22 protein-coding genes, 1 tRNA gene, 1 pseudogene and 1 riboswitch are annotated in these 23,956 nt (G+C 37.3%); of the genes and pseudogenes, 7 read left to right on the top strand and 17 right to left on the bottom strand.

Features of this window, described 5'->3' with window-relative positions:
* Positions 1 to 39 precede the first annotated feature (39 nt).
* Positions 40 to 237, bottom strand: a riboswitch (cobalamin riboswitch).
* Positions 238 to 353: 116 nt separating this feature from the next.
* Positions 354 to 719, bottom strand: a complete 366-nt coding sequence (locus DM558_RS04435; protein WP_127162224.1) for a translation initiation factor Sui1 — start codon at positions 717 to 719, stop codon at positions 354 to 356.
* A gap of 4 nt (positions 720 to 723) precedes the next feature.
* Entirely contained in the window at positions 724 to 1,785 is a 1,062-nt protein-coding gene (locus tag DM558_RS04430) for a DUF2333 family protein (protein ID WP_228411812.1), read from the bottom strand.
* Positions 1,786 to 2,021: 236 nt separating this feature from the next.
* On the opposite strand from DM558_RS04430, the gene DM558_RS04425 reads away from it, so the two are divergent.
* From DM558_RS04425 to DM558_RS04395, 7 genes are all read left to right on the top strand, one after another.
* A complete protein-coding gene (locus DM558_RS04425) occupies positions 2,022 to 2,348 on the top strand; it encodes a hypothetical protein (RefSeq protein ID WP_127162223.1) in 327 nt (108 codons plus the stop codon).
* A gap of 130 nt (positions 2,349 to 2,478) precedes the next feature.
* A tRNA-Leu gene (locus tag DM558_RS04420) sits at positions 2,479 to 2,565 on the top strand.
* Positions 2,566 to 3,147: 582 nt separating this feature from the next.
* A complete protein-coding gene (locus DM558_RS04415) occupies positions 3,148 to 3,801 on the top strand; it encodes a response regulator transcription factor (protein ID WP_127162222.1) in 654 nt (217 codons plus the stop codon).
* On the top strand, positions 3,788 to 7,300 hold the full coding sequence (locus DM558_RS04410) for an ATP-binding protein (RefSeq protein ID WP_127162221.1): 3,513 nt from the start codon (positions 3,788 to 3,790) through the stop codon (positions 7,298 to 7,300). Before DM558_RS04415 ends, DM558_RS04410 begins: the two co-directional genes overlap by 14 nt.
* A gap of 127 nt (positions 7,301 to 7,427) precedes the next feature.
* Positions 7,428 to 7,865, top strand: coding sequence for a DUF1090 domain-containing protein (locus DM558_RS04405; RefSeq protein WP_127162220.1), 438 nt, complete (start codon positions 7,428 to 7,430; stop codon positions 7,863 to 7,865).
* A 94-nt stretch (positions 7,866 to 7,959) separates the two neighbouring features.
* Positions 7,960 to 8,397 (top strand): DUF1090 domain-containing protein, encoded by a 438-nt coding sequence (locus DM558_RS04400; RefSeq protein WP_127162219.1) that lies wholly within the window; start codon positions 7,960 to 7,962, stop codon positions 8,395 to 8,397.
* Positions 8,398 to 8,446: 49 nt separating this feature from the next.
* On the top strand, positions 8,447 to 10,615 hold the full coding sequence (locus DM558_RS04395) for a fimbria/pilus outer membrane usher protein (protein ID WP_228411811.1): 2,169 nt from the start codon (positions 8,447 to 8,449) through the stop codon (positions 10,613 to 10,615).
* Positions 10,616 to 10,980: 365 nt separating this feature from the next.
* On the opposite strand, the gene DM558_RS04390 is transcribed toward DM558_RS04395, so the two are convergent.
* The 15 genes and pseudogenes from DM558_RS04390 to DM558_RS04330 form a co-directional block, all read right to left on the bottom strand.
* Positions 10,981 to 13,890, bottom strand: a complete 2,910-nt coding sequence (locus DM558_RS04390; RefSeq protein WP_164731244.1) for an autotransporter family protein — start codon at positions 13,888 to 13,890, stop codon at positions 10,981 to 10,983.
* A 462-nt stretch (positions 13,891 to 14,352) separates the two neighbouring features.
* Positions 14,353 to 14,925 carry a hypothetical protein gene (locus DM558_RS04385; protein WP_127162217.1) on the bottom strand — a complete coding sequence of 191 codons (573 nt, stop codon included), beginning with the start codon at positions 14,923 to 14,925 and terminating at the stop codon, positions 14,353 to 14,355.
* A gap of 347 nt (positions 14,926 to 15,272) precedes the next feature.
* The gene (locus DM558_RS15895; RefSeq protein ID WP_267128195.1) at positions 15,273 to 15,407 is read right to left on the bottom strand and encodes a hypothetical protein; all 135 of its coding nucleotides are present in this window, start codon (positions 15,405 to 15,407) and stop codon (positions 15,273 to 15,275) included.
* 187 nt (positions 15,408 to 15,594) lie between these two features.
* Positions 15,595 to 16,842 carry a hypothetical protein gene (locus tag DM558_RS04380; protein WP_127162216.1) on the bottom strand — a complete coding sequence of 416 codons (1,248 nt, stop codon included), beginning with the start codon at positions 16,840 to 16,842 and terminating at the stop codon, positions 15,595 to 15,597.
* An 874-nt stretch (positions 16,843 to 17,716) separates the two neighbouring features.
* Positions 17,717 to 18,184, bottom strand: coding sequence for a phage terminase small subunit P27 family (locus DM558_RS04370; protein ID WP_127162214.1), 468 nt, complete (start codon positions 18,182 to 18,184; stop codon positions 17,717 to 17,719).
* Positions 18,185 to 18,348: 164 nt separating this feature from the next.
* Complete coding sequence (locus DM558_RS04365) at positions 18,349 to 18,918, bottom strand: tetratricopeptide repeat protein (protein WP_164731243.1); 570 nt, start codon at positions 18,916 to 18,918, stop codon at positions 18,349 to 18,351.
* Between the two features lie 133 nt (positions 18,919 to 19,051).
* The gene (locus tag DM558_RS04360; protein ID WP_127162212.1) at positions 19,052 to 19,417 is read right to left on the bottom strand and encodes an HNH endonuclease; all 366 of its coding nucleotides are present in this window, start codon (positions 19,415 to 19,417) and stop codon (positions 19,052 to 19,054) included.
* 11 nt (positions 19,418 to 19,428) lie between these two features.
* Positions 19,429 to 19,599, bottom strand: coding sequence for a hypothetical protein (locus DM558_RS15600; RefSeq protein WP_164731242.1), 171 nt, complete (start codon positions 19,597 to 19,599; stop codon positions 19,429 to 19,431).
* A pseudogene (gene lysC, locus DM558_RS15995) lies at positions 19,596 to 19,763 on the bottom strand (Rz1-like lysis system protein LysC); the annotation flags it as partial. The pseudogene lysC and the gene DM558_RS15600, both read right to left, overlap by 4 nt.
* 181 nt (positions 19,764 to 19,944) lie before the next feature.
* Positions 19,945 to 20,295 (bottom strand): hypothetical protein, encoded by a 351-nt coding sequence (locus tag DM558_RS04355; RefSeq protein ID WP_127162211.1) that lies wholly within the window; start codon positions 20,293 to 20,295, stop codon positions 19,945 to 19,947.
* Complete coding sequence (locus DM558_RS04350) at positions 20,279 to 20,803, bottom strand: Rha family transcriptional regulator (protein WP_127162210.1); 525 nt, start codon at positions 20,801 to 20,803, stop codon at positions 20,279 to 20,281. The genes DM558_RS04355 and DM558_RS04350 overlap by 17 nt, the downstream gene beginning before the upstream one ends.
* A 183-nt stretch (positions 20,804 to 20,986) precedes the next feature.
* A complete protein-coding gene (locus DM558_RS04345) occupies positions 20,987 to 21,799 on the bottom strand; it encodes a tetratricopeptide repeat protein (RefSeq protein ID WP_127162209.1) in 813 nt (270 codons plus the stop codon).
* A gap of 58 nt (positions 21,800 to 21,857) precedes the next feature.
* Entirely contained in the window at positions 21,858 to 22,268 is a 411-nt protein-coding gene (locus DM558_RS04340) for a DUF5675 family protein (RefSeq protein ID WP_127162208.1), read from the bottom strand.
* A complete protein-coding gene (locus tag DM558_RS04335) occupies positions 22,265 to 22,621 on the bottom strand; it encodes a phage holin family protein (protein WP_127162207.1) in 357 nt (118 codons plus the stop codon). The genes DM558_RS04340 and DM558_RS04335 overlap by 4 nt, the downstream gene beginning before the upstream one ends.
* A gap of 70 nt (positions 22,622 to 22,691) precedes the next feature.
* Positions 22,692 to 23,177, bottom strand: coding sequence for a hypothetical protein (locus DM558_RS04330; RefSeq protein WP_127162206.1), 486 nt, complete (start codon positions 23,175 to 23,177; stop codon positions 22,692 to 22,694).
* Positions 23,178 to 23,956 lie beyond the last annotated feature (779 nt).

Genomic DNA, 23,956 nt, shown 5'->3' with positions numbered 1-23,956 from the left:
CTGGTGAAACCCTCCGCTACACCAGGAGTCATTGCGCTTAATACAGATGTATTTTAGGTCGGTCTCCGGGCTTATGACCTACAGACTTTCCCTTCCCATAATTAAATTACAGTGGGTTAATAAAGTGTAGTGCTGTGTTGCTGTCAATTACCGTTGCGGGGGCAGCGTAGGATTCTCACACCTACTTCCCGTTTCCTAACGCAAAACGAGGGGCTACATTAAAATATAATGTCACAATTTACAAGTGCTACTTAATATTTATTAAGAAACCATTAAGTGTTGATAGCTAAATAGAGTTAGAACATAAGATTGAGCGAAAGACTAAATCTTATCAATGATGAAATATCTAAAATTTATCCGCCTGATTTTTTTGCTAGAAAGCCACGTTTAATCAGCTCATTCAATAAAAGCTCAACATGGTCACCCTGAATTTCAATAACTCCTTCTTTTAAAGTACCGCCAGTGCCACATTTACGTTTTAAGACTGCGGCTAGCTCTTTTAACTCTTTTTCACTAAGCGCAATTCCCGTAATTGTTGAAACTGTTTTCCCCCCCCTCCCTTTACTCTCTCGGCGAACTCGAGCGATCCCATCTCCTGATGGAATTAATGTATTACAACAGCATTCAACAACTGGTTGACGGCATACAGGGCAAGTGCGCCCTGTATCTGTTGAATAAACTAATCCACCTAAATCAGATAAAGAAGATTTCTTAGCCACAGACTTAACCCTGTTCTAATAGGCGACGTAGATCGATGATAGCAGCATTCGCCCTTGAAATATAACTGGCCATGACTAACGAGTGATTAGCTAAAAAACCAAAACCAGAACCATTTAAAATCACAGGACTCCAAACAGTTTGCTGGGTTGCTTCTAAATCACGAATGATTTGCTTAAGGCTTGTTTGAGCTTCTTTTTTAGCTAACACATCTTTAAAATCTACTTCAACTGCACGTAATAATAATGAAAGGGCCCACGCTTGTCCTCGTGCCTCATAGAAAACATTATCTATTTGAAACCAAGGTGTTTGGGTGACCTTATCTTTATCGGTTACAAAGTCGGTTGTATCTTGCAACATAGAACTAATATTTTGTTGACCAACACTTGCTGCCAAACGTTGAGACATAGAGCCTAATTGTGTTTCTACAAGCCCCAACCACGCGGCCAAATTATCAGCACGGGCATAAAATTTACCATCGGCATTATTTGGATTTAATAACTGCTTTTCATAGGCATTTAAAAAATCTATTCCTTGAGCATAACGCTCTTCAGCTGCAGGGAAAAGCCAACTCGTTGGGGCGGTGCTAAAGCTTTCGAATGCCTTTGAAAGATTAGTGTTTTCAGAAGATTGCGATTGTGATCGTGAAAAAGAACGTTGCATAGACAATGTCATATCACGTGTTTGCTTAAGAACTCCTATCTCCCAACTAGGAATATTATCTAACCATATCCCCGGAGGAAACATATCATTGGTCAAAAATCCACCTGGTTTATTAATCAATGTTGAAGATATTCTTTTTAATGTTTCAACTGTCGTAAATCCAACAGGAATATTTTCGGGAGCAATATTTAAAGAAGCTGCGGCTTGTTTTGCATTGTCTGTGACAGAGAATAAGTCAGGCTCTCTACTCCAATAAATACCTATACCAATGCAAACGAGTAAATAGATCCCTATAATACTACTCACCACCAAAAATAGCTTAGACTTTATTTTTGAAGTTTTTTTTGCAATAACATGATCCATTACATTGGTATCCGTTACTTCTTTCTTTTTAAATCCAAACATGATAATTATTCGGCCTTATCTTTATTAAACTGGGCTAATTATAACGATACATAGGCATTGACTACTACTTTATTTGTAATAAAAAAAGTCTATATTAAGTGTTAAGTATATAGCATATTTCTATTTTGTTCACGAATTAAACAGCTTTTTAGCCTATTGGATAATTGTAGTTATCACAAAAAAGAGCTAAATTTGTAGCAAAGATAGTTTTCAATATCAATTAGAAGCCATAGATTATGCTTACTGCTTTATCTTTTATATTAGTAACGTATATTGTTACCACAGTTATTGCATTAGTTATTCGAAAAAAGAATAACTTACCATGGGGCGTTTTCTTTCTTTTTAATATTGCCATTTCAATTGGTTATGTCGTCTTAAGCCTTACCATATTAGAAGAAATTATCTCTCTTCCTGCTTTAAAGACATCGGGAGGACTAAATTATTTAGAGTTAAATAAAAGTCATCTTAGCATCTTAACAATATGTTTATTAGGTATAGTGAATGCTTTCATTTCTCTTGGATTTTTTGTGTTTTTTATTTTTCGAGAGACAAAAGATTTTTAAAACTTCAGATATTAATATTTTAAGAGTCTTACCAAAATAGCATAAATACCATAATAAGCACTTAATATTCCTAAACTAATAATAAATAATTTGACAATAAACTGGCCAAACCATAAAATGCGCACTGCCTGCCTCGGTGGCGGAATTGGTAGACGCGGCGGATTCAAAATCCGTTGTTAGCGATAACGTGCGAGTTCGAGTCTCGCCCGAGGCACCATTTATAAAGTCTAGTTAATTTATTTAACTAGACTTTTTTATTTATAGGTTGTCTTTTTTCGCCTTGCTATCTTTTTAAATACACCAATTACATATTTCTGCAATGCATTTAACTGCATTATATTTTAGGTTACAAGTATTTGTATTTCTTAATTTTCCTAAAAACATCAGTGACTAAAGAAAGAGCTATAGTAGGGAACACCAATTACACTCATTGCTTTATCTTTATAATGTTGCCGATATCACTATTTTTTATAGTGTTTAATATGAGTCTAAACCAATAAAGTGACAATGTGATTTATGAGATTGATATCCTATTTCGATGTCATGATGGATGAGATAATTTGGCTAGTAAATTTTTGTTTTGTATAAAGTGATCTAAGGGGTATGACGGTATTATTTTTTACTAGTATATGATATCGTATTTTAAATGCTTAGTTTTTGATGAGATAAAAAAAAATGCATCAGACACAGCAATTTATTATAATAAATTAAATAATATTTTATCTATTTGCTAATGAAATAATTCTCATTATAGGATTGTATTAGATATAATTTTTTTACTCTAAATAAGGATATTGTCATGAGCACATGGTTAATTATCGACGATCACCCGGCTATTTGTTTCGCGATCAAAGCGATTTTGACACCTCTGGGTGATAATACCATTATAAGTGTCAGTGACGGTATCAGTGCTTTAGCACAAATTAAGGAAAAGCAGCCACAACTCATCATTCTCGATATTATGCTTAATAAAATGGATGGCCTGCAAATCCTCCAGCATCTACGTCAGTTAGAAATCCCAAGCAAAGTTATTATCTATACTAGTTTGCCAGCTGAAACTTATGCTGAAAGAGCTTTGCGAGCTGGTGCCTGTGGTTTCTTCGGCAAAGATCAAGATATCAATCAATTAGCTACTATGTGTCAACTAGTTCTTCAGGACTACCACTGTTTTCCTGACTTTATCACTGAAAAGCTATTAACTTCTTCTACACATGAGATAAATGATAAAAAAAGCATGTTGGCAAAATTATCTGATCGAGAGTTAACAGTTTTACGTTACTTATCCAATGGGCTCAGCAATAAAGAGATTGCCGACAGGCTCATACTTAGTAATAAAACCATTAGCACTTATAAGTCACGCCTGATGGAAAAATTACAGCTAAGTAAACCAGAAGATTTAGTCAATCTTCTTGATCATCAAGATATACAAGAGTACTCACATGAAGTTCAATAAGTATCTTTTTATTTTATTGTTAATCTGCTTTGCTGCTATCGCAAAAGAACCACCACCATATCGAGAAGTGAATCTAGTGAGCCGAGAGCAAGTACAGTTGTCAGAACCGGCTTTGAGTGGCGGCGATTGGCAATGGTTGCGTAAAAAGCGCACCTTAATATACGGTACTTCAACGCCTAACTATCCACCGTACGATATTACTTCCGGTGTGCAAGATTACGGTGGTATCAATGGTGATTATTTAGGCATTATAGCCTATACCCTTAATGTTCAGATTCAGGTGCGTTATTATAATAGCGAAGAGCTGATGATACAGGCACTGGCCAACGGTGACATTGACCTAATTGGTAATGCCAGCAATGACGAGGCAGAAAAATACAAATTCCAATTAACTAAACCTTATCTGACCGCTATACCAGCCTTAGTGGAACGAACCGATAGTCTGTCACATGCCAAAGCACCGAAGCGTATTGCTATTGAGCGTCTTTATAGAAACCGCAAAGCATTGACCGAACGCTATTCTGAACCATATCAGGTTTATGACTCACCAAGACGAGCGATGGAAGCATTGTCATTTAATAATCTCGACGTGTTTATTGGTGATGCTACGTCTGCGCAATATTTAATTAATCAAGCCAATCTCAATAATTTACGCTTACAGTTGCTCCCTCAAGAAGATATTAATGGCTTTTCCTTTGCAGTGGCAAATAATAATACCCGACTGTTAAAAGTGTTAAACGCAGTTCTGGCGATTATTCCTGATCGTACAAACGCAGCAATTCAAAGTCGTTGGAGTGGCGGAGTTCCAGCAAACACCGATGTACGCCATCCACTGTTTACATCACTAGAGCACAAATGGATAGAAGAAAATCCAATTGTTCGAGTGGTGGTAAATGACGATGTTCCACCACTGAGTTTTTTTGATGCCCAGGGAGATTTTCGTGGCTTGACTGCCGATATTTTGCAAGAGATCACCAGCCGAACTGGACTAAAATTTAAAGTGATCCGAGCAAATACGTTACAGCAATCTCTAACTGAAGTAAAATCAGGTAATGCTGATGTAGTTGCTGGTGTAACACTCGATACTGTATGGCCTAATGGCCTATTAACTACGCGATCTTATCTATTTAGCTCATGGGTTCTAATTGGTGATGAAAATTTTAATGATAAAGTGCCTCTGCTGAGTGTTGCATTGGTAAAAGGACACCTTTTAGAATCATTTCTCAAGCAACAATACCCCAAAACCAAAATTCTACCCGTAGACTCCCCGCAGGAAGGAATTGATGCGATAGTAACAGGTCGAGTACAATCGCTAGTACTGCCTATAATCAGCGCTGATTATATACTCTCACAAGCGCCGGAAGCCAAACTTAAAATCATCCATGGGCTAGAAACTGAGCCAGCACGCTTTGTGATGGGAGTTTCTGAAAATGAATACCCACTGGCTACTATCTTGGACAAAGCCTTACTCAACATCCCACCAGAAGAGATGCATACCATGACCCGCAAATGGTATAGTAAAGCCTATTTAATGAAGCTGCCAGGTAATAAAAAAGAGACACTAGCAGACTATTATCCGCTACTACTCATGACGTTAGCACTATCATTGTTATTATTGTTAGCTTGGCTAATGGGACGCTACCATCTACGTCGTACGCTACAACAGCATCAACAAGCTTTATTGGATGCGCTACCACTACCGGTTTATCTGACTGACTCCAAAGAACGCATCGTTGCCGCCAATAACCATTTTTATCGTGCAGTTGGTGAAACCTCTCATCAGGCTTTGGGGCAATCACTTTCCCAATACCAGTTGAGTCCATCGAGCACTGCAGATCAAGTCCTGTATTCCGACCATAGTTATCCTAATGCGCTATTTATTACTCGTAAATGGATAAGTTCAGGGCAACAACGTACACTTCAGCAGTGGAGCATGTTGTTGACGAGTAACATTGGTCATACCGATAAAAAAGTTGGAGGTTGGTTTGATATTACTGAACGTGAACAACTGATTAATGAACTACAACAGGCCAAAGAACGCGCCGATGCAGCCAACAGGGCTAAAACAACATTTTTAGCGACCATGAGCCATGAAATTCGTACGCCACTTAATGCAATTATTGGCATACTCGAATTAGCTTTAGGACAACAACAGCAAGGTGAAATGCTAGATGACGGGCTGCTAAACATCGCGTATGACTCTGCATATTCTTTACTGTCATTGATTGGCGATATTTTAGATATTTCACGTATTGAATCTGAACGTCTGGTACTTCATCCAGAGAGAGTTTACTTACGTCACCAAATCGAGGCTGTCGCCAGTTTGTTTGAAGGTGTAGCACGTCAAAAAGGCTTGGACTTTTACCTGGAAATTGATACTGAAGTGAATGGCGATGTATTAGTAGATCCGTTACGTTTTAAACAGGTACTATCAAATCTCGTCAGCAATGCCATTAAATTTACTCAGCAGGGGCAAGTAACCCTTAGAGTGATGGTAGAACGAATCACTGTAGGAAGGCTAGATGTATGTATTGACGTACAAGATACTGGCAAAGGTATCGATGAAGTAACCAGAAAACGACTCTTTCAACCCTTCTCTCAAGCTAAAGATGCAGGCAATGGTGCTGGTCTGGGGTTATATATCAGCCAAACGCTGGTCGAAATGATGGGAGGCAGCATTGCTTTAAGCAGTGATCCGTCTGTAGGTAGTAAATTTACCGTGCGGCTCTCGCTGCCACGATTGGATACACTAGAAGTCTCTGCCTCCAAAGAAACAGTGGAAATAACATCGCGCCCCCTAAATATTCTGATTGCTGAAGATAATCGGGCAGGCAGAATACTGCTGATGCGCCAGTTAACGTTTTTGGGCCATCAGGTTACGGCTGTAAGCGATGGAAAAGAAGCGATCTCTGCTTGTGAAAACCAAACTTTTGATCTGGTGATTACCGACTGTCAAATGCCTAATATGGATGGTTATCATTTTACAAGGCAACTACGAACATTGGAACGAGATAAAAAACAACAGGCCATGATAGTTTGGGGTTTAACTGCCAATGCGCAGGATAGCGCCCATCAAGTCTGCCTTCAGGCTGGTATGAATGATTGCCTATTTAAACCAATTAATTTGAAAGGATTGATGGAAAAACTGGCCACAGTGACACCTATCGCTTCAGAACAATCTTTTAAAGCATTTGATATCACATGTCTCCCTACAACGTTACAGCAGCCTGAAGTATTGGCAGAGTTTATTACCACATTACAACAATGCCTAACCGAAGACGCAGCCTTATTAGCTGCCGAAGCCGAGCAAGTTGAACTTAATGCCGAAAATATTGCGGCACTTGCGCATAAACTGGCAGGTTCTGCTCATTTAGTTCATGATGACGAATTGGCTAAAGCCTGTGAACAACTGGAGAAACAATGCAGTCGGGAGGCTCTTATAAAGGTTCAAGAGCAGATAGCCAACCTACAAATACGACTACGGACTACAATAGCTTAAGCCATTCCTACAAACCTATTAGGAAAAAGGGGTATATCAATGTAACCAGCGAAAAACATACAATGCACATGAAAGGAAGGGAAAGGCCCGACTCCTAATATAGAAGCAAATTAATAAGGATTTTGACATGAAAACTAAATTAATGGTATTACCACTTGTACTTGCATTAGGTGTTGGTTTTTCAGCTACAGCAACTGCGGCTGGTAACGATTGTGCAGCTAAGCGTACAGCAATTGAAAACCAAATTAAACAAGCACAGAAATACGGTAACACACATAAAGTTGCAGGCTTGAAAAAAGCATTAAGCGAATTAAATGCTAACTGCACTAACAGTGGTCTTATCAAAGATGCAGAAAAGAAAGTAACTAAGCTTGAAAAGAAACTAACTGAAAAGCAAGGCGACGTCCGTGAAGTACAAGCAGATCTACGCCAAGCTCAAGCAAAAGGTGATGCTAAGAAAGTTGCTAAATACCAAAGCAAACTTCAAGAGAAGCAAGCTGATGTACAAAAAATCACAGCTGAGTTAAACCAAGCGCGTGCTGAACTAGCTGCACTAAAACGCTAATAAACCATAATAAAAAGGTGCTTTAGCACCTTTTTATTAAAAACTAATGAAATCAACCGTTTCCATATGGAAGCAAATTAATAAGGATTTTGATATGAAAACTAAATTAATGGTATTACCACTTGTACTTGCATTAGGTGTTGGTTTTTCAGCTACAGCAGCTGCGGCTGGTAACGATTGTGCAGCTAAGCGTACAGCAATTGAAAACCAAATTCAACAAGCGCAAAAATACGGTAACACACATAAAATTGCAGGCTTGAAAAAAGCATTAAGCGAATTAAATGCTAACTGCACTAACAGTGGTCTTATCAAAGATGCAGAAAAGAAAGTAACTAAGCTTGAAAAGAAACTAACTGAAAAACAAGGCGACGTCCGTGAAGTACAAGCAGATCTACGCCAAGCTCAAGCAAAAGGTGATGCTAAGAAAGTTGCTAAATACCAAAGCAAACTTCAAGAGAAGCAAGCTGATGTACAAAAAATCACAGCTGAGTTAAACCAAGCGCGTGCTGAACTAGCTGCACTAAAACGCTAATAAACCATAATAAAAAAGGTGCTTTAGCACCTTTTTTATTGAATGAATAATGAAAAGGGTTAACTCCATTATTCTATATGCTGTTTTGTTAGGACTATTAGGGATGATGACGTCAGTTTGCTTCGCCGAAGCAAATAAAACTTATATTATCGTAAATGGTGCCTATCGTGGACGAGTGTTGCTTAATTTTTATCAAGAAGATAAGCCTTGTCTAACCGCTCCACTACTCCGTGAATGGGGTGTCCGCCATAAGTTTGTTGATAAGATGCGCTTTTCGTCAAACCTTTGCGTTATGCCTGACGCACTTGAAAAATTCGATATCCTTCACTTTTACGACCCCATTGCCCAATTAGTAACACTGGTTATTCCAGATGATATATTTACTAATATGGAAAATGGCGTAGCAACCAGCCGTTGGAATAACGGTGTCACCGCATTATTTGTAGATTATCACATCAATTATGCCCATTATGCTGGTGAAAAGTATCAGGATGCAGAGCGTAGAAATAGCCTATATGCCGATATTACGACTGGCTTCAATATAGGGCCATGGCGTTTACGTTATGAACCAATTTATCAGAAAGATACCTGGGGCGATCCAACTTGGCATACAGAGAGAGCAGTAGCTTTTCGCAGTATTGAACGCTTGCGTTCATCACTCTCAATAGGCGATAGCAACACATCATCAAGCTTGTTTGATAGCGTAAAATATCGTGGCTTTAGCCTGAGTTCTGACGACCGCATGCTACCTGATGGATTACGTACTTTTTCCCCTTGGATACGTGGTTATGCACGCAGCAATGCAAAAGTAACCGTTCGACAAATGGGTGAGGTAATCTACCAAACCTTTGTTTCCCCAGGCACTTTTATTTTGAAAGATGTTTATCCGCCAGCACCTGATGGAGATATTGATATCACTATACAAGAGAGCGATGGCACAGAAAGTACCCGTAAAATCCCCTACTCTGCCATGCCAAATTTGGCTCATATCGGCCAATGGAAGTATGATTTTACTGTGGGTAAATATCAAAACTATTTTGGTGTTGAACAACAGGAACCTTTATTTCAGCAGATTTCTTTGAGTTATGGCTTACCTAGTGATACCACAATATATGCAGGCATACTTCACTCAGATATGTATCGTAGCACCGTCATTGGAGTGGGTAAAAGTTTCGGTGCATGGGGTGCAATATCGGTAGACAATAGTTTTGCGGAGGCTGAAGATCCTCGTATCAAAGGTAAGGATCGCGGTAATATGGCACGCGTACGTTATGCCAAAGCTTTTCCATCATTAGAATCAGCGCTCAGCGTGCTATACCAATATTACCCCAAACAACACTATCGCACCTTCAATGAAACCGTCGCGCAACAAAATATCTATTCGTGGGATTGGGAAGATGGGGTATTCGTTGGTGACTTCGATATCGAAAAAAAGTTTCGATTAGAAATGAGCTATAACCAATATATAACCGACTCCAGCAGCCTGTATGTGACAGTATCACGAGAAGCAATGCGTGGCGCTCATAATAAAGGGGAGACTAGTTTTGAGTTAGGCTATAATGATAGTTGGGGAGATTTAGATATCAGTGTGTATGCTGAGTATACCAACTATAGCTATAGCAAAGCGGAGTCACAAATAGGAATCTCTCTTTCACTGGCATTGGATGCGATCAATTTACCACGTATGAAGCTAAATTATGACCGGACTCAAGTAAAAGATAGCACTGATAGTCGGCGTATTGGCGTCAGTGGCACTCTATTGGATGACTACAGCCTGAGTTATGACCTTAGTACCAGCAAAGATCGAAAATATGGCGACAGTGAGGATTACAGTGCCGATTATCAATATAATGCCGGTGATCTACGTGTAGGTTATTCAAAAGGTGAAGACTACCGTCAACAAACTGCTGAAATTACAGGTAGTGCAGTGCTACATTCGCATGGTTTGACATTAGGACAAAGTTTAGGTGAAACAATAGCGATCGTCAGCTTACCTGGCAAGCCAGGAGTGGGTGTCGATAATCAGTATGGTACCACAACAGACTGGCGTGGCAATGCCATCGTCAGTACCTTAACGCCATACCGTGTGAATCGATTATCATTAAACCGCTATGATCTGCCTGACATGGATGATGATACATTGTTGGAAATTGAGGTGGTACCAACCGCAGGTGCAATTATGTTTAGTCACTTTAAAACGAATCCAAAATCAAACTGATATATGCTGAATAAATAAAAATAATATTTTTGACAATGTTACGTACATATTGCTTTAATTTTTTGATCAGAGGATATCTGCAAAAACTTACTGTCTATCGATCCCCTGCCAAATTGGGCAAGTCTGACAGCTTCGCAGAGGTTATGTTTTTAGCGTAAAAAGGAATAAAAAGAATCTATTTTACAACAGATAAGACTCCTTTCATTCGGAGTTTTTTTATCACTTTCATTCAGTGCATAAATCATTAAAAAAAATCAAGGTTATGCTTTTTTTGTTTAATCGCTAGCTAATTTTTTAGGTTAGCCATTGGCTACTACATACCGATTGAGTCCATAGTAATGATTTTTTTCAAAAACATCATAGTATTAGAATCTATATTTAATCCCCAAATTGGTAGTAGTATCACGGTAAGCATCTTTAGAAAACTGCTGCCCCACACTCATCCAAAGTTGGGTGTTTGGACTAATATTTCCACTAATACCTACTTTAACCTCACCTATATTTTTAGTCGATTCTTGTTTTGTACGAACTTTATTCATACTGACAGCATAGTCTTTACTATTATGAATCCAATTTGTTTCTAAATAAGGACTTACGAACCATTTAGCAGAAGTTTCAGGGATCAATCTTAATCGTCCACCTGCTCTTGTTTGTACGTTACCATGATTATTGGTTATACGTGTTCCATTGCTCTCGGTATGATTATCAGCCTTCACTCCCTCCCAAATAGCTTGTGCTTGAGGCTGTAACCAAAGTGAATAATCTTTATTTAACTGAGCCAGTTCAAATGTATAGCCAAGCTCGAGAGACCCCGACACCCCCTGCAGGTTATACTTTTCTTGAGCTAAACCTTTACCTTTTACTTTTGCTGTAAAATGACTCCACATAAGCCAACTGTCTATATAAAGACCTGACATATCCTCTGAATTTTCATACCAAATACTGTATAAGCCAGTGTTATATCCTTTAAGATCAGTATCTGCTTTGTAGCCAGTAATTTTAGATTTTGAATGCCCCTCAACATAACCATACCCCACCATAACACCTAAATGAAAACGATCTTTTCCCGAAAAAGAAGTCTGGAGTATATCACCGCCTAATTGAAATACATTACGATTAGTCCGTGAGCTGAGTTGACCTGATGCATCATTAAAATTATTACGGGTATAGCTATGACGTAGCCACAAGCTGGTTGATTTTTTCTTCCCAGTTATAGGATCAATATACTCTCTCTCACCTTGTCGGTCATGTAATCTTAAATTAAATAAGGTGTTTGCTAGGGTAAGATTTGTTAAATAACCTATCCCTTCAGGGCGTAAAACAGGCGTATTATCATGACCTGGACTGGTTAAATACCAACTTTGCTGGTCTTGATTAGTCGCAGAGCCTTTCTTTAGGCTATACTCGTATGCACCTGCTACGATTCGTCCCCGTTGTATAAATGCATTATTATCAGATATACCTTGTACATCTATTATCTTGATTCCTTCAACGGTTTGCGCCCCTGTTCCACCTAAATTCTTGACAGCAACATAGGTTGAGCCTGTCGCATTACCTTCAATAACGAGTTGATCTGTAGGTGATGAGTCACCTGCTAGCTGAGAGCCAAATATTAAAGAACCGTTTTCACCTTTATAGTCTCCTGCTATCGTTAAGATAGTCCCTGGTGAAGCTCCTGTCAAGTCAACAAATCCTGCATTTGATAATGACTTTATTGTTTGGTCATATCCTTTAAGTAACAATAAACCACCTTGATCAATAGTGTAATTTGCATTGGCACTTAATGTATTTGTAGCTCCTGCCATCAACGATGCGCTTTGAGCTATGTGTGCATTACCCGCAAAGTCATTGGATCCGGTTAGGGTAGTCGTGCCGGCTAATATTTCCAATGAGCCATTTGGTCCTTGTATTTTAGGCGAAAACACATAATGACCCGAATTATCTGTGTGATTAAAAACAATAGTACCCTCTCCATTACCAAAGGTTATATTCTGTGTATTGAGACTTCCTGGTAATACTGGAGCATAACCAACAGCAGCTCCAATATTTAGTACACCTTTAGAACCTGCATCGTAAGCAAGAGTTATACCATCTGCAGAAACGGTACCTAATTCTGCAATAGTTAATGATCCATTACCTTGATAACCTACAGCGAGTTCACCAGAATTTTCCCATATTGAATGCTTGCCAGTAACTACAGCAGCACTGGTGGATGTTGCAGCTACACCAATATATCCATCAGCCGAAGATACATATCCACCATTATCAACAATAAGGTTGCCATCCCCTCCATAACCAAGATATAACAATCCACTCAACCATCGTGAGTCAGTACCTGTTACTCTAACAGTGGCATTTGAAGCACTTCCGGAAGCAATAGAAGCATAGCCTTTATTCTCAAGTAGGCCTCCATTACTTACAACTACGTTACCCACTCCAGAATAAGCAACGGTTAACTCATCATCAATTACCCATTGAGAATTTTTATCAGTAATCAGTATATCTCCTCTAGCGCCTTCATAAGGAGCTACCAGGCCATGTTGGGTACTCAACATCCCACCATCACTAATTGTCAGTATTCCATATCCACCATAGCCTACATCAACTCCATCAGCATTAACCTTTGCTCCTTTTTCTATTGTTACGATAGAGGTGCTATCATGACTAGTAGCATTATTTCCATATGCCAGTAACAACCAACCAGAGCCAGTGATATTAAGATTTGAGCCTTCTCCAGAAACAACTAGAGTGTCGGTTTCACCACGATTAAATGCCCCCATGTAGAGTGTTGAATTAAGAAGATTAACCGCCCCTCCATCTTCTATTGTTAAAGAACCGCTACCATTGTATCCAAGATACATTGATTGACTTGCATTTAAGGTCGACCCACTACCGGTGACAGTGACACTACCACTAAGCCCTTGACTAGACCCTATATAAGTGTAATCGGTATTTAACTTTGCTCCCTCTTGAATAACTAAAGATCCACTATCGCTTGATGCACCAATTGTCTCCCCAAGAGCTAATGAGTTTATTGAAAAGCTGCCATTATTAATCATAGGTGCTTGCTGTTCATTTTGATTTATTATCACCTTATCACTAATTCCTGGCACTACCCCACCTACCCAATTTGAGCTGTCCGACCAATCACTTGATTTAGAATGGTTCCAAGTAATTGTAGCCGCGATACCATTTTGATAGATCAACTGCACTCCAAAAAGTGAAGATATCAACGTAAACTTAATCACTGCATAAGGAATTCTTTTTTGTATCATAAAGCGTAAAAACTCATTTTCCATGTAATAGGGAGTTACATATTGTAAAATATACCAAATAGGTATTAGTATATAATTGAGAATTTATTAAGTAAATGTTCATAAAACCTAAATAATCAATATCTTACATAGACTATACAGCACTATACTCTGCATCAAAACTGGTGAAAATATTTAAACAGTAAAAATGAGCTTTTTATGAGATCTAAATACAATCCGCATTTTGAGCTGTTAGGAACTAGAGCGTCAGAATAGAGTATGAAGAAAGGGTTGGATCAACATAGTTCGCTATTTTATAACTTTCCGCCTCTCTTCTTTGTGTATAAAACTCCATGATATCTCATAAAAACCATAGCAGAAGATGTGAAGTTACCATATAGAAGTCAGATTTAGATAGTATTGTAGCCATGCATCCCTAAAACTAGCATTATTATTCTCTTCATAACTCATCCCCTTTAGATGTTAGTTTGAGAAGTGACTCGGGAAACAGTTTTTTTCATATGTATTTTTAAAGTATGCAGAAAACTCTATAGTATCAAGAAGAGTTTTAGACCACATAGTTAGAACTTCATAACGCATATATTCATTATTTCCCCATCCTATAACATGACCATTTTCATCTAAACCTCCCTGCGCTATAGCCATGCCATCTTTATTTATTGTATAGGAATGTAAAGGTCTTTTATTTATCATGTTAAGATCATTATTTAATCTATCAAAATCCTGTTTAATTTGTATTTTACTATTATCATTATCAGGTAAGGTTCTCTTTAATGATACAACACAAAGACTGCCCTCTTTTGTAAAGCTTAGTTCAATACTAGTGAAACCATATCCTGAGATGGGAAAACTATTTATCGTGGAAATTTCTTTATCAGGTGAGTACTCATCTAAGAATGGCTTACATTTTTTTTGTACTTTTTTAAGCCCAAACTTTCTATCAATGTGATGATAATTATCACTTAAATCAAGATTGGATTTATTATCGCAACCAATCAAGCCTATAAACAATATAGGTAGTATTATTAGTTTCATGTTTCAGTATCTGCAAGTCATCAATAGATAGATTATGCTTTATCCTCCGCATAAATACCAGCACTAGCGACCGCTCCCCCAATCAATCGCTCACCGTATAATAGCCCTTTTCCATTCATTAAAGTGTGTACTTCTTCCTATCTTGGTTAATCCAGTTTCTACTCTATAGATAGCGTAAATAACAAATTCTTCATTTTTTATCCTACTAATACCTATTATATTACTGAAAAACCTCTAAGCCATTAATGAGTTAATTGAAAAATTGGACTCACCCCTAATAATCATCAAAATATTACTAAATTGGTTGATATAATGTACTAACACATCTTCTCTATCTAAAGTTCCATCTATAAATTCTGACTTTGCTTTTTAATCTCTTTAGAAATAGCATTTAGCAGTACCGCATCTTTAAGAGTGTCATCTACACCATCCCCTTTTTCAGATACCATTTGATCAAAATTGAATGCACGTAAGCTTTTCATGCATCCACTTACTTTAGAATAATGGTTAATCTAGTCCAGAAATAGCGGTCTAGAACTTAGAAAAAAATTCACAACTCTCTTAAACACTATTCTGTATGTTTCTCTGTGAAAGCCTGTACTAATGGGCATATAAAAGCCACCATATTTTATATGGCGGCTTTCATTAATAGTTTTTAATGTTTATTATTTATTTAAGTACTGTAATTTCCGTATTAAAGTACGCAGCCTTAGTAGTACTCCCATCGCTAAACTGGTATTCCAAGCTTCCTCCAATCAAGTCTGCTAATTTCCCTCCATTCAATAGCGTTATATTTATCGAACCTGAAACCCCATCAGCAGAGTTTGATAGTGAATTGACTACATAATTTGGATTATCTACAGGTTTGCTTTGATAGAACCAAACTTTACCATTCCTATTGCTACTGATTTTAATATGAAGTTTATCCCCCTTTTTTACCGTAGTTTTTGCATTAGCTAATATACTACTTAGTATTGTATTTTTGTAAAAAGGGCCACTTTTAAAGCTTTCTGTAGATTGAGATCCACCACCGCCACCACCACCACTTACTATTTGGTCAGATTTGCTATAGGTAACTGTCAATGTATCATTTGGGGTTTTAGGTAATTTAATTCCTACAATCGGTACAATTTCTTTATTGGTCTGGTTGTAATAATCCTTTTGGAATTCTTGAGCATGTTTTAAGCCATCAGTGGAGCCTATCAAATAGAAAAAGGCTTCTAATGGTAAAGGTGCTGCATTATCTTCATTCCATGCATGAACTAACAGTTCGTTATTGCGCATGTAATATTTAGTTGAGTTTTTTTGGATATATTGGTTAGCCTGCCTGATAATATCGAAATCCTTTCCTCTTGAGGAAATCGTCATATCAAAGGCACATTGTCTACCAACAAAATTAGTGTCATTGCTATTCATTATTCGATTAAAGTTGTTAACCCATGCATTATAGGTAGTAATACCAACTTTATCACAATGATTGCTCATTGGGTCATTATTGTATATACCACAACCATGTCCAGTTCGACCATCTGTTCCTCCATCTATTGGAAACGCGCAGTATACTTTATATGTGTTTTTATTAGTTGGTGTTTTTAGCTGAGGATACATGATAATACCGCTATCATAGCCTCTTGGGAAACTCGAAAAAGGTTGATCATGCCGTAAAAAAGCAAAAGAAAAAGATTCTTTTTGTTTATTTTCTGGCTTTAAACTCCAAGCATGTGGGAGATTGTTGGCTTGATTAATGCCTCGAATCATAATACCCGAACATTGATAGGCAGGCTTATCTCCCATGCAAATTTTAGTTGAATCATTGTATCTAGCTTTTAAATCATTAGCGATATTAGTATTTTCTTTTGCATAAATGTAAGCAGTAAAACTTACTAAAATGAATACTGAAATGATAGATTTTTTCATATTTTTCCTATTTAAGAAATAATTTATGGAAGGTTTTCTGTAGTTTTGATAACCTATCTTGCAGGCGCAAAAAACCGCCTCGATGGGCAGCTATAATTTTGCTATTTGTAACTGTTTTATTTCCTAACTATCATCTTTTTGCTAATCCTATAGATTGTTCTATAGCTTCTCTTGGGTAGTAATTAGTGTAATCGTTTCCATTCTCTACTCCGTAAATAGCTTTTACTAACCGATAAAATACTGCATCCGTGAGCTTAATTGGTTCGTCTGACTGAACACCTAATTTGGTACATGCTCGTTGAATATAGCCTTGTGTGTTATTTTTATTAGATGGAGCATAACAATTAATAGTTGATTGAACCGTCCTTTCTGATTCAGACACTAATCCTTGACATTTAATACCTCAATGTATATCACCTGGATTATTGTTTCTTATTCCTCTTAGTAGGCTCATAAATCGTCATCCTCGTTTCTGTATCTGTTTTGATAGCTAGAACTTTGTTCTATTTTTTTATCGATTAATTTTCTTATGAAGTACTTAGCTGTTTCCAAACCAAATACACCTATAAAACCTGATGCTGCTAATACCCATCCGTATGAGAACCCAAGTTCTTTACACGCTAATAGGTACAACCATTCCCCCTACTCTGTTGTTTTTTGTTATGAGTTGAGGGGGTTAATCAGGTGACTGAACACGCTAAAATCACGGTATTGACAATAATTGTAAAGTTTGAGTATTAGCATGAGCAGATTAGTTTATGTAAAAGGATCAATATTCATAAACCGCTTTATTGGTCAGATGCCTTTACTCATTTCCATCAGCAATGGTCTTTCCCCACTTAATGCCGTCTTTAACATTAATGTAATCCATCCGTCACTCATTTTTTAGAAACTCTGCAAATTCGTTATTCACTTCACTATCTTTGTTACCAATAATTCTAGCTCTATCACTAGGGCTTAATCCCAAACTTGAACCAAATTTAACGATCTGCATCATCGATTCATTAGCGGCTGTTAGTGCTGGGTTTTTAGTAAGGCTTCCGTTTCCGCTTTCTACTACTATTCCATACTTAACTACGTCTTGCTCTGACTGTCTCCAGCGCGAATAGGCTACACAAAAGCACTCGACGTTGTGTAGATCAGTTGAGCAAAGCACTTTTTCTTTTAATAGTTCAGGGATTATCCTTTGCCACATCTGAGAGGCTAAATCATCTAACCATTCGGGCGGGTCAATATTGGTTATTTCTGAAAACTTAGGCTCTGCACTATTTAACTTTCTCTTGCCGGGATTGCCAGCTAAAAGCTTTTGAGACACTGGTTTAGGTTTTCTTCCAGATGCCATAAACTCACCAAATAATCAAAATGCCAAATTTTTTATTTCGCGGTTGTAAAAAAAAGACTAGGGGGGCGGTCAACAAGCTCTTTTCTCTGAACTTTTTACCCTCCCCCCTACCTTTACTAGTATAAAAAACCGCCTCTAAGGGCGGTATATTTGAAGCAATAAACTTACTGCTGTGCGTTTTGTTCTTCGCGTAGTTTTTGTGCTTTTTCATACCACTGTATTGCTTGCTCATGATCTTCTTTGACACCTAGCCCGAACATATACTGATACCCGACCGCCTTCATTGCATCTATATTACCTTTATTCGCTGCCATTAAGTACCAATACATTGCTTGCTGATAATCCTGTTGAACACCTAAGCCATATTTATAAAGATATCCAATGCTGTACATTGAAGGTGGATTGTTCTTATCGGCTGCTTTTAAATACCATTGCATTGCTTGTCGGTAATTTTGCTTAACTCCATTTCCTTGTAGATACAAAAAACCAATATTATTCATTGCTTTCGCATTTCCCTTATCGGCTGCTTTTAAATACCATTGCATTGCTTGTTGATAGTCTTGCTTAACACCTATACCGGAATCATAAAAAAAACCAAGAATATACATCTTACTTATATCACCTTTATCAGCTGCTATTGAATATGATTGTATTAATTCTTGGTAAGCTTGCTTTTCATTATATTGCCTTCCCTTTTTAAGGGGAGTATTAGCAGTCTCAATCTCCTGAGCCATAGTAATATTGCAACTTAAGAAAACACCTACGAATAAACTACAACATAACGATTTAAATACAGGCATGAAAAACCTTTTATTAATAATGCTATAGACTTAAAAGTAATAGTATTATTGATTATTAGCCCAATGTCTATATGCTAATTTTAGAATCAACACTTGATGTCTTGCCTCTATGACACTCTCTGTTGATAGCGCGTAAGTTACTCATGTTATCCGTACCACCTTTGGCTTTAGGTACGATATGGTCAACATCATTTGCTGCTCTAATACGTCCAGTTGCTTTACAGTCGTCACACTGGCATAGATACTTGTCACGCTCTAGTACACGCTCACGTAGTTTACGCCAGTTATAACCATAACCACGCTCGCTACTTGTCTTACCTTGTGCATGTTTATACCAGTTAGTACGCTCATTAGCATGAGTATCACAAAAGCCTTTTTGACTGCGTGATGTAACAAGGTTAGGACAACCTGTGTGTCTGCATGGTCTAGCCATAATGTTTACCTTTATATTGGTGTGCCATCCATGTAGGTAGTAATAGATTCTTCTGTATCTTCTTCTGATAGTAAAGCTTCTATTAACTCTCTATTGCTTTGAGTGTTATCTCTTATTGATTCGGTTAATGCTTGCTGTGCTTCTATTAATCTATTAATAGCACTTAATAGGTCATTGCTCATTGTTGGTCTTGCCAACTCCTTAAACTGTCTACCTGATCAGCACATAAATTAAGTTGCTTGGTTATCTCTAGCGTACATTCGAATAGCTCACCGTTTGTCTCAGGCTTGCATTCTTGGATTGAGTAACGTGTACATGGAGTTATTACTGGCGGCTTGATAAAAACCGTCTTTACTTCGGTTACTACTTATTTGTTAGTACAAGCCGCTAGGGAGCTGAATATTGCTAAAGCTATATAATTTTTAAGTGAGAAAATAACCATATCAATCCCTCTATAAGAATCCACCCTATAATTGGCATTATGACCACCAAGGCAATTATTAATTTTTGTAACCCATCAAACATAACTAATAAATCCCCTTTGGTAGTTTAGTATTAACCCAATCATTTACAGGCTGGTTAGTTCGCTTTGTGGTTTTAAACTTTTCTAGTTCTTCCATAGTTCTTTTGCTTGTTTCTGCTTTTTGATCTTCAAGCTTAGTTATGTAGAACCTGTTTTGCTCTGCTTGCTTCTCTAGTTGATCAATAGAGCCTTTTAGGTTTAGGTTAGTTTTTATAACTGTATAAAGCTGACCATTGAGATTGTCTATCTCATTTAATGCGTTATCTCTATCGTTTCGTAAGAGTAGGCAGTAGATAATGAGCAAAGCGCATATAGCACCTAAACCTATAGAAGCGTATTTAGTGATAGTGTCCATTAGCTAACTCGAGTTTTAATTGTGCCTTTGAGGCGATTTCATTAATTTTGCTTTCTAACATTGGCTTGCTGTCTTGCCAGTGTCTTAATGTCCTACCAGCATAACTAGCTATACTTTGCTCTTGCTTAAATTGAAGCATGGCTTTATTGAGCATTTCCATATAGGACTTACTAATATTATTTAGTTGTTCATGCATCCAATCAAAGGCATTAATATAGGCTTCTTTTATTGCCGCCGCTTTTGCACCTGTGAAACCCATTACCAAAAACATAAAACCATTTTTAGTCATTGTATACATAGGTAATCTTCGGCCTCTTTGGTCAATATATTCACTGAGTCCAAAATTGGACTCAATAAATTCATTAGAACAATCTAGTTTTTTAAGGTCTCTAAGAACATGCTTATGTTGCTTACCAAAATATTCAGCAACCTTTAAAGAAGTGGTAACTGGTTTACCCTCTTTTTCAGATACCATTTGATCAAAGTTGAATGTATTTAAATTTGTCATGTTTCCACCTATAGAATAATAGTTAAGTTCGCACAGAATTAACGGTTAAGAACTTAGGGAAACATCCGCTATTCTCTTAACTATTATTCTGTAAGTTTCTTTTGATTGCCCATGCGAACAGGCATAAAAAAACCGCCTTGTTAGGCGGTTTATTGATTTAGATAAAAATCAGCTTATTGTGTTCTACTTCTTTAGCTTTTCTTCTACTTCTTTAGCTTTTTTAAACCATTGCTCGGCTTGGATAGGATCTTTTTCAACCCCCAACCCTTCTTGATAAAGTACTCCAATAGCCACCATTGCATTAGGTATATTCTTATTAGCAGCTTTTAACCACCATTGCATAGCTTGTTGATAGTCTTGCTTTACTCCAAGACCATTAGCATAGAGATAGCCTATGTTATACATCGATCTGGGAACACCTTTGTCTACGGCCTTTAGATACCACTCCATCGCTTTTTGGTTATCTTGCTTAACCCCCAAACCCTTAGCATAAACAACACCAATATCATGCATCGCAAAGGGGTTACCTTTATTTGCAGCCTTCAAATACCATTGCATTGCCTGTTGGGAATCTTGCTTTACACCTAACCCTTTTTGATACAGATAAGCAATATTAGCCATGGCAATACTATTCCCCATATCAGCTGCTCTCAAATACCATTGTATTGCCTGTTGGTAGTCTTGTCTGATAGCTAATCCTTTTTGGTATAGCTCACCAATACTAACCATTGCAAATGTGTTCCCTCCCATTTCGGCCCACACATACCAAAACATAGCTTGTTGGTAATCTTGCTTAACTCCCAGCAACCCTAGATTATATACAACTCCTATGCTATACATTGCATGATAATCACCATTGCTTGCCTTGTTATAATACTTCTGCATAACTTCTTGGTTTTTTTTGTTTTCTAATACATTTTCTCGGGCAACAGCTAAATTGCAGATCAAACCAAAAATAACAAATAAACTAAAATACAACGATTTAAATAGTGACACACTAACAATCCTTAAAGTAAATTATTCAATAGATTTATTATATGCTATTTCACTGATTTCATTTGATTACCAGTTCAAAAGGTTCATTATTTAATGCACTCATAAACTCTCTTAAAGCTACTTTGCTGCTGGTGACAACTGGTTGATTGTTTAGATTACCTTTAGCCTTCCCGAGTAAAATACAGCCTTGAATATCCGTTCTGTAGCCTTTCTCAACATCACCGCCATAATTCCCAGCATGAATTAGAATAGCTATCCTATTAGGAACGCCACAGACACCATAAACTTTCCCAAACTTGGCACTATTAACAATCTTGCATTGATATGAACCTTTAGGAATACATGACACCTGACGCTTGTTGTCTTTATCTGGTAGTTCTAATGTGTAGAACTTTTTACCATCTGGTAATGTTATCGTTCCAAACGTGCCATAATCTTTCGATTGCTCACGAGTTAATGTTAGTTTCATAGCTCATCATCCTCACTTCTGTATCTGTCTTTATAGCTATATCCTTGCTCTACTTTTTTGTCTGCCATCTTTTTAACGTAGTATTTGAATGCCTCTAAGCCAAATACGCCTATAAACCCAGAGGTAGCCAATGTCCATCCATAAGACAAGCCAAACTCTCTACAGGTAACGCCTACACTAAAGACAATAAGTGATCCAAAGATAGAATCGAATAATACTAATTTAAAGCTTGGGTGCTTTTCATCTCGATACATTCGGAATATGGTTAGTATGAAAACCATAGCTAAAGCTATTCCCTGTTCTCGTGCAATGTTGTAGAGGTTTATCCAAAAACCTATGTCTTTTTCTGGCATTTCATTTTGTCTTGATAAATTTTAGGTATAAAAAAACCACCTCAATGGGCGGCTTTTGATATTGTTTAATTTACTGGCATTCTTTTGGGATAGCATCTTTATTTTTACTTGTAAGTGAGCAAATCCAAGTAATCTTCCCTTTTTCTTGCGCGATTTTGAGAGTCAATATTTCATCTTTTAAATTTGGAGCAAAAGCTAAATCTTGAAAACCTGCAATGATAGAGCAATCACCCCCGATAGAGAAAGATTTTAAATAGTTCATCTTTGGATAAAAGCTATCCCAAGTTTTTTCTACACGTAACATCCTTGTTTTTTCAATAAAAATACAAGTGCCTCGCTCGGAAAAGACTTCAGCAACAATAGGCTCTATCGTCTCCATATATCTTAATACTTCTGCCACAACTTCTCGCTGATTCATTTCAGCTTGCTTTACAAGTAACTGTGTCTGTCCTTTTGCAGTCATAGTTTCTTCAATCTCTTTTCTTTTCTCTTCCTTGGACTTACCACATCCTACAAGCAAAACAGCTACAGCAATGCCGACAATTAATTGCTTCATTCCCTTTTATCCCTAGATACACAAAAGAATAAAGTATAGATTTATTACAGGCATAAAAAAAGCCCCTGCGTATTAGGCTAGGGGCTGTGTTTTTGTTTAACTTTATTTAGGGTGCAAATAATAATTATGATAATTATGCCTTTTTTCTCGAATATTGTCAATATTTAACTAAAAATAAATAAGTTATTAGCATAAACATCTAACTTTTATTATTTTTAAGCAACTTTATCATACTCCAGCTTAATGATCTTTGATACGGGTTCAAGCGCTTTAGCGTCGATATAAGCGCATGAGTTTAGTAAAGCGTTATATATAGCACCCCACTCTCTATCCCAGTTTCTATTGTCAATTTTAACGCCTCTTTGTATGCGAATTTGGAAGATATACATTTCAAAGCAATATTTTTAATGAAAACGACATAACTGTTTTAGGGGTCAGTATTGGCGATGTTGATATTGAGATAGGTGGAGAAGCTTACAGAGTAGATGCCTATCAAAAGAAGCTAGCCGCTTTAGTAGACCAATTAGCTAGTGAGGCCGCTTAAATGAGAATCACACTAGACATTCTTTTTATTTTAACTGCTGTATCGGCAATAGCTTTAAAGGTGGCTTAGATGGCTGATTTTATTCTGAACGTAACTTGCGGTGCTTTATTTAGCGCAATGTTTATCTGGTCAATTGTTAGTTGGGCAATGTAGTAATCTTCACCAAGCGCATTAACCAGTGCGTTTGCTAAAGATGGTTAAAAGGTTAAGCGGCTATCTACCTTTAAATGATAGC

The organism is Entomomonas moraniae, from assembly GCF_003991975.1.
In the GTDB taxonomy this organism is placed as follows: domain Bacteria; phylum Pseudomonadota; class Gammaproteobacteria; order Pseudomonadales; family Pseudomonadaceae; genus Entomomonas; species Entomomonas moraniae.
Note: the sequence above shows the minus strand (reverse complement) of the source record. Positions and strands in the feature narration are given on the sequence as shown.

Coding starts and splice junctions, on each gene's coding strand:
- DM558_RS04415 (WP_127162222.1), top strand. CDS start 3,148: ATGAGCACATGGTTAATTATCGACGATCACCCGGCTATTTGTTTCGCG.
- DM558_RS04395 (WP_228411811.1), top strand. CDS start 8,447: ATGAAAAGGGTTAACTCCATTATTCTATATGCTGTTTTGTTAGGACTA.
- DM558_RS04390 (WP_164731244.1), bottom strand. CDS start 13,890: ATGATACAAAAAAGAATTCCTTATGCAGTGATTAAGTTTACGTTGATA.
- DM558_RS15895 (WP_267128195.1), bottom strand. CDS start 15,407: ATGAAAAGCTTACGTGCATTCAATTTTGATCAAATGGTATCTGAAAAA.
- DM558_RS04405 (WP_127162220.1), top strand. CDS start 7,428: ATGAAAACTAAATTAATGGTATTACCACTTGTACTTGCATTAGGTGTT.
- DM558_RS04355 (WP_127162211.1), bottom strand. CDS start 20,295: ATGGACACTATCACTAAATACGCTTCTATAGGTTTAGGTGCTATATGC.
- DM558_RS04425 (WP_127162223.1), top strand. CDS start 2,022: ATGCTTACTGCTTTATCTTTTATATTAGTAACGTATATTGTTACCACA.
- DM558_RS04350 (WP_127162210.1), bottom strand. CDS start 20,803: ATGACAAATTTAAATACATTCAACTTTGATCAAATGGTATCTGAAAAA.
- DM558_RS04385 (WP_127162217.1), bottom strand. CDS start 14,925: ATGAAACTAATAATACTACCTATATTGTTTATAGGCTTGATTGGTTGC.
- DM558_RS04410 (WP_127162221.1), top strand. CDS start 3,788: ATGAAGTTCAATAAGTATCTTTTTATTTTATTGTTAATCTGCTTTGCT.
- DM558_RS04360 (WP_127162212.1), bottom strand. CDS start 19,417: ATGGCTAGACCATGCAGACACACAGGTTGTCCTAACCTTGTTACATCA.
- DM558_RS04400 (WP_127162219.1), top strand. CDS start 7,960: ATGAAAACTAAATTAATGGTATTACCACTTGTACTTGCATTAGGTGTT.
- DM558_RS15600 (WP_164731242.1), bottom strand. CDS start 19,599: ATGAGCAATGACCTATTAAGTGCTATTAATAGATTAATAGAAGCACAG.
- DM558_RS04340 (WP_127162208.1), bottom strand. CDS start 22,268: ATGAAACTAACATTAACTCGTGAGCAATCGAAAGATTATGGCACGTTT.
- DM558_RS04365 (WP_164731243.1), bottom strand. CDS start 18,918: ATGGCTCAGGAGATTGAGACTGCTAATACTCCCCTTAAAAAGGGAAGG.
- DM558_RS04370 (WP_127162214.1), bottom strand. CDS start 18,184: ATGGCATCTGGAAGAAAACCTAAACCAGTGTCTCAAAAGCTTTTAGCT.
- DM558_RS04335 (WP_127162207.1), bottom strand. CDS start 22,621: ATGCCAGAAAAAGACATAGGTTTTTGGATAAACCTCTACAACATTGCA.
- DM558_RS04330 (WP_127162206.1), bottom strand. CDS start 23,177: ATGAAGCAATTAATTGTCGGCATTGCTGTAGCTGTTTTGCTTGTAGGA.
- DM558_RS04430 (WP_228411812.1), bottom strand. CDS start 1,785: ATGTTTGGATTTAAAAAGAAAGAAGTAACGGATACCAATGTAATGGAT.
- DM558_RS04380 (WP_127162216.1), bottom strand. CDS start 16,842: ATGAAAAAATCTATCATTTCAGTATTCATTTTAGTAAGTTTTACTGCT.